This window comes from Anabaena sp. FACHB-1391 (assembly GCF_014696755.1).
GTDB classification, from domain to species: domain Bacteria; phylum Cyanobacteriota; class Cyanobacteriia; order Cyanobacteriales; family Nostocaceae; genus Dolichospermum; species Dolichospermum planctonicum.
On record NZ_JACJQS010000067.1, the window covers coordinates 1 to 10,637 of the forward strand.

General features: G+C 37.6%; 9 protein-coding genes, 1 tRNA gene and 2 pseudogenes. 8 read left to right on the forward strand and 4 right to left on the reverse strand.

The features are described 5' to 3' along the window. Window positions 1–75: 75 nt before the first annotated feature. Window positions 76–429, reverse strand: a complete 354-nt coding sequence (locus tag H6F62_RS19870; protein ID WP_190372798.1) for a response regulator — start codon at window positions 427–429, stop codon at window positions 76–78. Between the two features lie 873 nt (window positions 430–1,302). Here H6F62_RS19870 and H6F62_RS21120 point away from each other — a divergent pair. Continuing rightward, window positions 1,303–1,383, forward strand: a pseudogene (locus tag H6F62_RS21120) (zinc ribbon domain-containing protein); the annotation flags it as partial. A gap of 102 nt (window positions 1,384–1,485) precedes the next feature. Here H6F62_RS21120 and H6F62_RS19880 read toward each other — a convergent pair. Further along, window positions 1,486–2,694, reverse strand: coding sequence for a 4-hydroxy-3-methylbut-2-enyl diphosphate reductase (locus H6F62_RS19880; protein ID WP_137908306.1), 1,209 nt, complete (start codon window positions 2,692–2,694; stop codon window positions 1,486–1,488). Between the two features lie 208 nt (window positions 2,695–2,902). Then, window positions 2,903–4,291: an ammonium transporter gene (locus H6F62_RS19885; protein WP_190372799.1), complete on the reverse strand. Its 1,389-nt coding sequence runs from the start codon at window positions 4,289–4,291 to the stop codon at window positions 2,903–2,905. A gap of 388 nt (window positions 4,292–4,679) precedes the next feature. Between H6F62_RS19885 and H6F62_RS19890 the strand changes: the two genes are divergently transcribed. Then, a tRNA-Gln gene (locus H6F62_RS19890) sits at window positions 4,680–4,751 on the forward strand. A gap of 96 nt (window positions 4,752–4,847) precedes the next feature. Continuing rightward, window positions 4,848–5,993: a SpoIID/LytB domain-containing protein gene (locus tag H6F62_RS19895; RefSeq protein WP_137908304.1), complete on the forward strand. Its 1,146-nt coding sequence runs from the start codon at window positions 4,848–4,850 to the stop codon at window positions 5,991–5,993. Between the two features lie 102 nt (window positions 5,994–6,095). Here H6F62_RS19895 and H6F62_RS19900 read toward each other — a convergent pair whose 3' ends face one another. Next, on the reverse strand, window positions 6,096–7,361 hold the full coding sequence (locus H6F62_RS19900; RefSeq protein ID WP_190372800.1) for a hypothetical protein: 1,266 nt from the start codon (window positions 7,359–7,361) through the stop codon (window positions 6,096–6,098). 170 nt (window positions 7,362–7,531) lie between these two features. On the opposite strand from H6F62_RS19900, the gene H6F62_RS19905 reads away from it, so the two are divergent. The 5 genes and pseudogenes from H6F62_RS19905 to H6F62_RS19925 form a co-directional block, all read left to right on the forward strand. After that, the gene (locus tag H6F62_RS19905; RefSeq protein ID WP_137908302.1) at window positions 7,532–8,008 is read left to right on the forward strand and encodes a hypothetical protein; all 477 of its coding nucleotides are present in this window, start codon (window positions 7,532–7,534) and stop codon (window positions 8,006–8,008) included. A gap of 134 nt (window positions 8,009–8,142) precedes the next feature. After that, window positions 8,143–8,412 (forward strand): 30S ribosomal protein S15, encoded by a 270-nt coding sequence (gene rpsO / locus H6F62_RS19910; RefSeq protein WP_028082300.1) that lies wholly within the window; start codon window positions 8,143–8,145, stop codon window positions 8,410–8,412. A gap of 12 nt (window positions 8,413–8,424) precedes the next feature. After that, window positions 8,425–8,898: a PAM68 family protein gene (locus tag H6F62_RS19915; RefSeq protein WP_190372801.1), complete on the forward strand. Its 474-nt coding sequence runs from the start codon at window positions 8,425–8,427 to the stop codon at window positions 8,896–8,898. A gap of 200 nt (window positions 8,899–9,098) precedes the next feature. Then, window positions 9,099–9,680: a Uma2 family endonuclease gene (locus H6F62_RS19920; protein WP_190372802.1), complete on the forward strand. Its 582-nt coding sequence runs from the start codon at window positions 9,099–9,101 to the stop codon at window positions 9,678–9,680. Between the two features lie 153 nt (window positions 9,681–9,833). After that, window positions 9,834–10,637: pseudogene (locus H6F62_RS19925) on the forward strand (hypothetical protein); the annotation flags it as partial.

The following is a 10,637-nucleotide window of genomic DNA, read 5'->3' on the forward strand; positions in this document are numbered from 1 at the left end:
TTACTGTTTCTCAAATGCCTTTTTTCACTTTATATGTTTGTTTTGATGCTCTCTTTAATTTTTTCTCTACGTAATTTACCTCTGTGACAGTTTGGGGTGCGGAATGTGGGTTAAATAATCATCTGCTCCCAATTCCATGGCTTTTCGTAAAGACTCCTTTGTATTAATAGCAGTCAAAAAAATGAAAGGAATAATTGCTGTCAATGAATCTTCCCGCAGGTTACTTAATACAGTATAACCATCCATATCTGGCATGACCACATCACAAATTACCAAGTCAGGTAAATATTGTTTTATTAACTCTAGTCCCATCATCCCATTTTCTGCACTTATGGTATCATAACCCTCAGATTGAAGACAGTCTAATATAAAATTGCGACTAAAAACATCATTATCAATGACGATAATTTTTTTTGATTCTTCGTACATAATTAATTATTCCAATCACTAAATTTTCGGGTGTTTAACTATTACTAAACTCTGGAATAAATCACTTACAAATCTAGATATAATGTCAGCAATAATTAATACAAAATTAGAGTAAAGAGTTCATACAATCTTAATAATTGCTATAATCTCAATTAGTAATTAGTTTTTGGCGGCTTGACATTTAAGTTTGAATAAACTTGATTTTAACAACAAAAAATAAATACTTTCCATTTAGTTGCATGAAACAAATAATTGTTTTTTTTATTGCTTTCCAATCGAGCTACCCTGAGATTTGAACTTATAAGCATAAAAAGGCAATATTGTCAATTAATCTTTTTGAGTATTTTTGAGTATTTTTGGTTCGTGAGATTTGATAAATAAGTAAACTGTGAGTTTTTTACCTGATTTCAGTAAATTCTCTGTATTTAAAATTTAACTACGGAATAATATCAGTAGTCATCTGTCATCAGGAGTATGTTTTTCATAAAATTAGCTGGCAGTAATCATACTAATGGGGGATGTAAACAATTACCAATTGTGATGGCACAAACTTTAGCCCATGATGATTTACCATACTAACCTCTTTTTTATACTAGAGCTTGTCCTAAGTTGACAATTTATTTAATGGATAAACCCATACAAATATAGACAAAGCCTCCCATTACTTGATGTATAACTCTCATGAGTTAGCTAAAAAACTAGGCAAAATGTGTCAGAATTAAATGATCAAATACAGTGTTGAAATCGGCCAATGCTTTTATCCATCAAGACAAAACTCAAGTTAAATAAAACCCAAGAAATATTAATCCATCAAGTAAAACTTGTTCTCACTGCGGACACAAAAAAGAAGTTCTTTCTTGATCGGAAAGAACTTTTCATTGTGAGAACTGCGGTTTTGAGATGAATAGGGATCTAAATCCCGCAATTAATTTATCGCGTCAGGCTTTGGCGTGAAAGTCTACTGAGGGATAACCGCTCCCATGCTCCCATTGAAGTAGAAAATAAAGTCTAGCTTTGTCTAGATTTTATATAGCAGGTTAGTATTACCACCAAGACTTAAACTAAAGCTGCTGTCGTTTTCAGTGCAAAAATTTTCTCAATTACATCTTCAACCACCTTATCTGGTGTAGAAGCACCAGAGGTAATACCAACTTTAATTTCCCCTGCTGGTAGCCAGTTTTCTGTAATTACCAAATCTCCCGTTAATTCTCGATGTTCAATCTTGTTAATTGATTGAATACATTCAACACTATCAATGTGATAAGAAGGAATATTCCGATCAAAAGCAATCTGTTGTAATTGGGTAGTATTTGATGAATTAAATCCACCAATTACTATCATTAAATCCAGATTTTCTTTCACCAGTTCCAACATCGCATCTTGACGTTCTTGAGTGGCATCACAGATAGTATTAAAATTTTGAAAATGCTGATTTAACTCTGCCGGTCCATATTTCTGCATCATCGTTCGCTCTAGCATTTTACCGATCTTTTCGGTTTCATCTTTGAGCATGGTTGTTTGGTTAGCAATTCCTACCCGTTGTAAATCTTGATCAGGATCAAATCCGGCAGAACAAGCTTTAGCAAACTTAGTTAAAAATTCTTGACGATCGCCACCATTGAGAATATAGTTAATTACATATTCTGCTTCTTTTAAATTCAAAACAATCAAATATTTCCCAGCAAAGGAACTAGTAGCAACGGTTTCTTCATGTTTGTATTTTCCGTGAATAATTGATGTGTAATCACCTTTTTTGTGCTTTTCTACAGTGTTCCAAACTTTAGATACCCAAGGACAAGTAGTATCAACAATTTGACAACCTTTATCATTCAGAATTTGCATTTCTTGAACACTTGCACCGAAAGCTGGTAAAATCACCACATCACCGCTACCAACAACAGAAAAATCTTTGACTTTGTCAATGACGGGAATAAATTCTACCCGCATTTCCTGCATCCGTTTGTTAACTGATGGATTGTGAATAATTTCGTTGGTAATCCAAATCCTTTCTGCGGGGAAATGCTGGCGGGTTTCATAAGCCATTGCTACAGCACGTTCCACACCCCAACAAAAACCAAATGCTTGTGCTAATTGAATCGTCACATCACCGCGCTTGAGCGTGTAGTGAGAATCCCGGATTTCCTGAATCAAGTTACTCTGATATTCCGATTGTAACTGGGTAGCAACTTCCTCTTGATGACCAAAGCCCTTACGATTGTAATTGGCTGAATGTTGCAGGTTGCGTTTAAAAGCTTTTGTATCCATTTGGACTTGGTGACTAAAATGACTATTTTTAATTTTCTCGCGCCTGGAGGCAATTGAGATGGGAAATTTTAATTTATCAAAATCATATTTCTTTTCATAAATATTCACAACACCAGTCAGGGAAGAGGAATAGGTAGGATATTAGATTTTTCCTACCTCTTACCTCTTACCTACATTAATATCCCTAAAATATCCCTAATAAATTAAATTACTTATTAGAGATTCGGTCTGCGAACTCGGAGTTATAACCTTCTTCCCCGTGTTCATGGATATCCAAGCCTTGATTTTCTGTTTGATCTGGGACTCTTAAACCAACTGTAGCCGCAATAATTTTCAGAATGATCCAAGTCCCCACCCCAGCAATGATATAGGCTAGAGCAATTGCCCCCAATTCCACAAATAATTCACTCAAGTTACCACGGAGTACCCCGTCCTTACCGCCAGAATTAACTTCAGTTGTGGCAAAGAAAGCCGTTAAAATCGCCCCGATAGTACCGCCAACACCATGGACAGGATAGGTATCTAGGGCATCATCAACCTGTAACTTGTGCTTGAAACTGACAGCATAGAAGCAGACGAAGGAAGTAATAAAACCGATTAAAATTGCCGCTAGAGGGGTGACAAATCCTGCCGCTGGGGTGATTCCAACTAAACCAGCGACTGCACCGGTGGCTGCCCCTACAGCGGTGGGTTTTCCCCGTAATGTAGCTTCTAGAATCAACCACATTAACGCCCCAGCGGCGGCAGATGTATTAGTAGCAACAAAGGCTACTGTGGCCACCGTGCCAGCGGATAAGGCACTACCAGCGTTAAAGCCAAACCAACCAAACCAAAGTAAGCCAGCACCCAACAAAATAAAGGGGACATTGTGGGGAGGACTCAGACGATCTGGATAGTTTTTTCTCGGACCGAGGACAATTGCTGCTACTAGTGCGGAAATACCAGAACTAATATGTACTACTGTCCCACCAGCAAAGTCTAAAGCGCCTATACCGCCATATAAACCTAAAAATCCTCCCTTTGCCCACACCATGTGCGCTAGGGGTGTGTAGATGAACGTTGACCACAGCACTACAAATAGGCAATAGGCACGGAAACTCATCCGTTCAGCGATCGCACCTGATATTAATGCTGGAGTGATAATAGCAAACATGGCTTGATAGATCATGAATGCCTGATGGGGAATTGTTGGCGCGTAGGATACCACTTCTGCTGGGGCTGAACCTTGCAGATAACCTGTTGTTTCTAAGCCAACACCGTTTAAACCTAACCACTGTAAGCCACCAATGAAAGGTAAACCAGGGGCAAAGGAAAGACTATAACCCCACAGAACCCAAGTGACTCCGACAATGGCCATCAATACAAAACTCATCATTAACGTATTTAGGATATTGCGCGATCGCACAAACCCACCATAAAAGAACGCTAATCCGGGTGTCATCAGCAATACCAGGGCTGATGAGATCAACATAAATGTTGTATCTCCCGTATCGGGAGGTGGTGCAGCCGTTGACTCCGCAGCCCAAGCATTCCCTGTTAACAACCCCCCCAGCATCAATAAAGTTAAACACCCAGTAATAACTAATTTCTTCAACACTTGTGTTCTTTCCTCTGCGTCTACGATGTTGATCCTGATTCAATACAATTCGTATTTTTCGCTACTTTTTTCTGTCTTAAAAGTTACTTAAATTCTAATTTTCTAGTCAGCTTAACATCAGCTTAACTAAAATTTTACTAAAAATTTGATCTTTTTTTATATTTCTATCTGAGTGATCTTGACATGGAAAATTCTGTTACTATCAATACAATTTTTTAGAAAATGTCACATTGTACAAACTCCCGATTTTTTGGCAATCAGTAATAAATAAATATTTTTTTTCTCAAAAACCCCCTAACTGCCCATTCCCCATCAGCAAAAAAAATTTTTTTCCAAAACACTTGACATTATCCTACAAGGACTGCTATATTATCTAAAGTTAATTCCTTGGGGCGTAGCCAAGTGGTAAGGCAGCGGGTTTTGGTCCCGCCATCCCTAGGTTCGAATCCTAGCGCCCCAGTTATATAAGAACCAAATATATACAAATATATAAAAGTACAAATATATAAAAGTATATAGAAGGTGAACAGTAGACGCTTATGATTAAACAATTAAAATGAAATTTCAACTATTATTAAGCAGTTTTTTTTCTGAACTTAAAGGTAGACATTGGTGGATAGGTATACTGCTCTGGTTTGTCTTGCTTGCTCCTGCTCAAGCGTCTGTAATTCTGCGTGTGGCAATTGCAAGAGAAGTTAAACAGGTAAAAGTCGGTGCTTCCACAACCGCTATTGTTAAAGATAGTAGGGGTAAGACACTAGGAGAATTACCAGGAATGAAACCCTTTCCCGCTCAAGCGGTTGCGGGAGGAGTGGCTTTAGATAGATGGCAATCAGGGTTATTTTGGATTGAACCGACAAATAAGGGGTATGTTTATATTGGCGATCGCTGGTTTCGTGGTAGAACCTTAGTAGTACCCACAGGTAACGGATTAACTGCTGTGAACTGGGTAGATTTAGAAGAATATCTCTACAGCGTCATTGGTGGAGAAATGAATTCTAGCTGGCCGGAGGAAGCCCTCAAAGCCCAAGCCATAGCAGCCCGTACCTATGCCCTTTATGAGCGCGAAAGACAGAGAAGAAATCCGGTGTATGATTTAGGGGATAGTCCAGATCGTTGGCAAATTTATAAAGGTGTAAGCAGTGAATCTCCCAAAACCTACAACGCAGCAGACCAGACAGCAGGCCAGATATTAACTTACAATAATCAAATTATTCTTTCCGTCTTTCATGCTTGTTCTGGTGGACACACTGAAAACGTAGAAGATGTCTGGAGTACCAGAGTACCTTATTTGCGTGCCGTTCCCGATTTTGACCAAAAGATCAAAGAATGTAACTGGACAAAGACCTTCACTCCCAGAGAAATTAGTGCGAGAATTTTCGGTATTGGTAATGTCAAAGAGATGATTATCGAAAATGTTTCACCTTTTAGAAGTGTCAAAACTCTGAAAATCATCGGTAATAAAGGCACTAAAATTCTCCAAGGTGAAGAAGTGAGAACCGCACTAAAAATTAAAAGTACGCGGTTCATTGTGAATAAAGACGCAAATGGTAGTTTTATCCTCCAGGGATTAGGTTTTGGTCATGGTTTAGGAATGAGTCAATGGGGGGCTTATGAATTAGCAAAACGTGGTGCAAACCATCTACAAATTTTAGGATACTATTATCAAGGTGTAGCCTTGACACCCATTCAAGCAAAATAGGCACTCTTACAAGAGGAAATAGGCAATAGGGAGCAGGGAAATATTTGTTAGTGACCAATTACCTGTCCCCGTGGCGTAGCACCTGTCCCCGTGGCGTAGCACCTATCCCCTATCCCCTATTTGCTTATTCTGAAATTCCTGTTCTAATAAATCTGTTTCTGTGGAATAAACAGAATCTTCTTTACTAATGATTTTTTCCGTTGCAAATTCACGAGCAAAGGCGATTTTCTTCTGCAAAGAAGTATCCGCACCTGCTAATAATCTAGCTCGTTCTTGGCGTTGATAATTGCGAGTAGTAATTTTATCATTACGCCGTTTAATCCAGAAATATCGAATTAAGGGAATGGCTAAAAACCCTGTACCATAGGCCAATAACAATCCATAAATACCTTGCACCAAAGCAACTAATCCGCCGATTTGAGCCGCAATTGTGCCATCTCTCAATAAATTTCCCAAAATCAAAGCCCCAACAAAATTCACTCCGCCTAAACCCGCACTGAGGAGAATTTGTCCAGAACTAGCTGCACTAAACTTCCAGGAAAATTCATGGAGATATTCAGATATTGAACGCCGCTGTTTTTTACTAGCTCTTACCTGTAATTCTGGGAAATAATATACCATTTGCCCCTCTGAACTTACCTGGGGAAATCCATTAAATCTTACCAGCACAGGTAACATATAATCCTCATATTCTTGTTGATATTTTTCGCCAATATCATCTAAATAAGGAGCAATTTGTTCTGCTACTACTGCACCTTGATTATTGCTAATCACAGCCCCAATGTCTTCCCAGCGGCGTTCTTCCAAATTAGCATTAGGATCACCATCACCAAAGAGAAATGAAAACACCGCTTCCAAAAAATTCATTTCACTATTTTCGCCCTTTTCTCTCCGTCGTTCTTGGTAATTACCGCCATAATTTGGGCTAAAATACCAAAATAAATCAGGGAAAAAGAAGAAATTATTACTTCTAGAACTACTACCACCGCGATTATCATCATCTCGATTTGAACTAGCAGTGATAATAATGAAAATAGTCACAGTAATCAAAATGATAGAAGCAACTAAAAGAATACCAAAAGAAATCCGAATTAAGTAAAATAGCACAGACCAGATTTTTTGCCACCATTCTTTCAACCGTATTTGCAAGTATTTATTGCGTAAAATATCTCGAAAATTGCGGGGAAATTGGTAAACAACATCACCTGATTCTGCAACCTGTAAATGTCCCCCAGCGTCAGCAGCTAGGGCTAATAAACCTTGATTGACTTCAGCTATATTTAATCCTATCTGGGTGGCCACATCACCAACGGTGACGCGGTAGCCCAGTTGTTCCACAGAACGCATAATGGCGGAATTGGGAGTCATAAATTTGTCATTTTGTTATATTTTGGTTTACCTTTATTAAGTATAATTGAACTAATATTTCTTGTCTTTGCGGTTCGGAAATACAATAATACCTTATAGTGGTTTCTGGACTGCGGTTAATTCATTATTCCGTACCTATCACCAATTAGCTGAAATTTATATATACACCTATGGTTCAATACACTATTCCTCAAAGTCCAGAAATTATCCTGATTGTTCCTGGTAAGGATTCCGCTAAAGCCCGTGACAAAGCAATGGATCAGCTAATGGAACTTATGGAAGCAGGGGAACTACCAACCGAACTAGAAGCAGGATTTAGTCCCCAACAGTTAATTGAAATCAAAGAACCAACTACAGATACTTCTAGTCGTGAAGATGAAATTACCCAAGCGGTGCAAATTCTCAGTAATTTAGCTTCTTTAAAGTTAAAAGTCCAAGAATCACGCACAGAAGCCTTAGAAATTCGCAAAGCCATTGATGTGCTATTTACTGATAAATCCGTCACCGAGGAAGAAATAACCAATCTCAAAGAAGGTTTTAAGGTTCTCAAAAATTTTGCTCAGGCCAATCTCCGTTACCAGGAAGCAAAATCAAAAGCCGAACAAGCTAGACAAATTTTAGATCAAGCTCTTAAATCACCAGAGTAAGCGGTAATGGTTGACGGTAATGGGTGATTGCTGCATTCCTGACTCCTGATCAGGAAGTTGCCACAGGAATGGATGGGTGTGATATTATAGGAAACTGCTACACAAATTTACAAACAATAAAGATCTAATCTATCATGGCTCTGACGCAACAGCGCAAACAAGAAATCATTTCTGGCTACCAAGTTCATGAAACCGACACTGGTTCGGCTGATGTTCAAGTAGCAATGCTCACTGACCGGATTAACCAACTCAGTAAACATTTGCAAGTTAATAAGAAAGACCATTCCTCCCGCAGAGGATTATTGAAGATGATTGGTCAAAGAAAGCGTCTTTTAGCCTACATCCAAGCAGGTAGCCGGGAAAAATATCAAGCTTTAATTACTCGTCTCGGTATTCGCGGTTAGGAACTAATTCTTATGGCTGCTGAAGAATCAGAACGTAGTAAATTACCTTTTGAACCAAACAAAAAGCGTCAAAAACCCGCTAAGGCTATAACTCAGCCCGTCCTGAAGACCCAAGAAACCCAGGAAAAACCGCAACAGCAACGTCGTTATTCTAAACAAGAAATGGCTATTCCTGAAGTGGTGAGCCAGCGCATGATTCGCAGAGTGGCTGCTTTTTGCGGTATTCCTACATTTTTAGGTATTGCTAGTTTGGTAGTTAGCTATCTGCTAGTTACTCTAGCTCATATCCAACTTCCGCCTATCGCCGTTTTATTGGTGAATATGGGATTATTTGGTTTAGGAGTAGTAGGAATTACCTATGGTGTTCTTTCCGCTTCTTGGGACGAGGAAAGACCGGGAAATATGATCGGTTTGGATGAGTTTAGCACTAACTGGGGAAGGATGGCCGAAGTTTGGCGTGATACCCGGAAAAAGAACGTCTCATAATCATCTAATAATCAGCGTCCAGGTCATAACTGTCATCTGGGGTAAGTTGGAAAATAAGTTTTTTCTGGTTTATACCCAATATGCAGCCAAAAATACCTGGCGCTATATTGTTAAATTGGTAAAGGATTTGATCATAATTTGAGAATTATCAAGCCCGAAAAATTATACCCGAAAAAATTATACCCGAAAAAATTATAATTATGCAGTCCCCTCTTTACTTTTTCACTGTTGAAGAATATTTAGAATTAGAACAAACTAGCGATATTCGTCATGAATATTTTGCCGGTGAAGTCTTTGCTATGGCTGGAGGTAGTAAAGAACATAATATAATTACTCTCAATATTGCTAGTAGACTACGTTCTCAGTTACGGGGTAGTTCCTGTAATGTTTTCATGTCTGACATGAAGGTAAGAATAAATTTAGCTAATGAGAATCAAACTATATTTTACTATCCTGATGTTATCGTCAGTTGCGACACGGAAGATCAAGACCGTTATTTTTTGAATTATCCTTGTTTAATTATCGAAGTCCTATCACCAAGTACAGAAACTATAGATAGACGGGAAAAACTTCTTAATTACCGCAGTTTAGCAAGTTTGAAAGAATATGTTTTGATTTCTCAGGATCAAGTTAAAGTAGAGGTTTATCGTCAAGATGAAAAAAGAAATTGGACTATACAAACCTTGATTAATCGTGATGATAAATTACATTTAGATTCTGTTGGATTAATTTTAGAAATGGTAGATATATATGAGGATGTTATCAATGTAGCTATCATGTAGCTATAATGTGGCTCGCTATGCTATGATGTTGAGTATCCACTGTCAGAATCAGGATGTACAGGATGAAGACAGGTATTTTATCGCTATATAAATCACTTAAATCACTGAAAATGGTGGGTTAAGCTGTAGTTATTTATACCAGGAGTGCATTTTATGAAATTCAATCGTAGTCAAGTTAAAAAATACCTGCAATTAGCGGATTTTACATCGCTGTTTATTGAGGAATTAGGTTGGGATTATGCTGATATTTCTCCTATTTATCTATCTGTAAATGGGGAGAATTATACCATAAAAGCTATTTCCCAAAAACGTGGTTTAATGGTTTATCATTGTTTACCTGAAAATGGGATTTTACCCAACTCTCAAATTAGAAAAAAGATTGATATAGAAGTTACTAGTTATAGTCAAGAACATTTAATTATTTATACCGATAAAGGTCAAGAAAAACAAATTTGGCAATGGGTAAGACGCGAACCAGGAAAACCCGTCACTAGTCGAGAAAATCATTATTATATTCATCAGTCGGGGGAGGGTTTAATTCAAAAGTTAGAAACAATTTATATTAGTATTAAAGAGGAAGAAAATTTAACTTTATTAGAAGTTACTAAGAAAACTAAAAAAGCCTTTGATGTTGATAAAGTTACCAAGAAATTTTATGATCAATTCAAAAAGGAATATAAAACATTTTTAGATTTTATTAACGGTATCCCCGTGAAATTTGATCAAGAATGGTACGCTTCCTTAATGCTGAACCGATTAATGTTCATTTACTTTATTCAACGTAAAGGTTTTTTAAATAACGACTTAGATTATTTGAGAACCAAATTAAATCAATGTCAAGAACACAAAGAAAATAATCAGTTTTATTCATTTTATCGTTATTTCCTGCTAAAATTATTTCATCAAGGTTTAGGAAATCAAAACAGAAATACCGAATTAGAAGCACTTTTAGGAAAA

Excerpts from the sequence above, each read along its gene's own strand:
- H6F62_RS19870 (WP_190372798.1), bottom strand. The coding sequence starts at position 429 with ATGTACGAAGAATCAAAAAAAATTATCGTCATTGATAATGATGTTTTT.
- H6F62_RS19880 (WP_137908306.1), bottom strand. The coding sequence starts at position 2,694 with ATGGATACAAAAGCTTTTAAACGCAACCTGCAACATTCAGCCAATTAC.
- H6F62_RS19895 (WP_137908304.1), top strand. The coding sequence starts at position 4,848 with ATGAAATTTCAACTATTATTAAGCAGTTTTTTTTCTGAACTTAAAGGT.
- H6F62_RS19900 (WP_190372800.1), bottom strand. The coding sequence starts at position 7,361 with ATGACTCCCAATTCCGCCATTATGCGTTCTGTGGAACAACTGGGCTAC.
- H6F62_RS19905 (WP_137908302.1), top strand. The coding sequence starts at position 7,532 with ATGGTTCAATACACTATTCCTCAAAGTCCAGAAATTATCCTGATTGTT.
- rpsO (WP_028082300.1), top strand. The coding sequence starts at position 8,143 with ATGGCTCTGACGCAACAGCGCAAACAAGAAATCATTTCTGGCTACCAA.
- H6F62_RS19915 (WP_190372801.1), top strand. The coding sequence starts at position 8,425 with ATGGCTGCTGAAGAATCAGAACGTAGTAAATTACCTTTTGAACCAAAC.
- H6F62_RS19920 (WP_190372802.1), top strand. The coding sequence starts at position 9,099 with ATGCAGTCCCCTCTTTACTTTTTCACTGTTGAAGAATATTTAGAATTA.